Raw genomic sequence first — 237 nt, 5'->3', positions numbered from 1 at the left:
GTGTGGGCTCCGGTGACGTCGTGTCGACGGCCGGCCTTGTCGATGCCCCGGTGTGGGGTCTGGTGCGGTCGGCGCAGTCGGAGAACCCGGGCCGTCTCGCCCTGGTCGACGTCGACGGCTCGGCTGCTCTGGGGCAGTTGCCCGGGGTGCTCGGCCTCGACGAGCCGCAGGTGGCGGTGCGCGGGGACGTGGTGTGGGCGCCGCGACTGATGCGTGCCGGTGGCGGCGTGCTCGCGG

Annotated in this window: 1 protein-coding gene; it reads left to right on the top strand. The window is 75.1% G+C overall.

Annotated features, from left to right (window positions below; all coding sequences use genetic code 11):
* Positions 1–20: 20 nt before the first annotated feature.
* Positions 21–237 (top strand): SpnB-like Rossmann fold domain-containing protein (locus ADL01_RS27740; RefSeq protein WP_199834948.1); only part of this gene is annotated, 217 nt, incomplete at its 3' end.

The organism is Streptomyces sp. NRRL WC-3618 (assembly GCF_001280005.1).
GTDB lineage: Bacteria > Actinomycetota > Actinomycetes > Streptomycetales > Streptomycetaceae > Streptomyces.
This window is presented reverse-complemented; position numbering and strand designations above follow the sequence as displayed.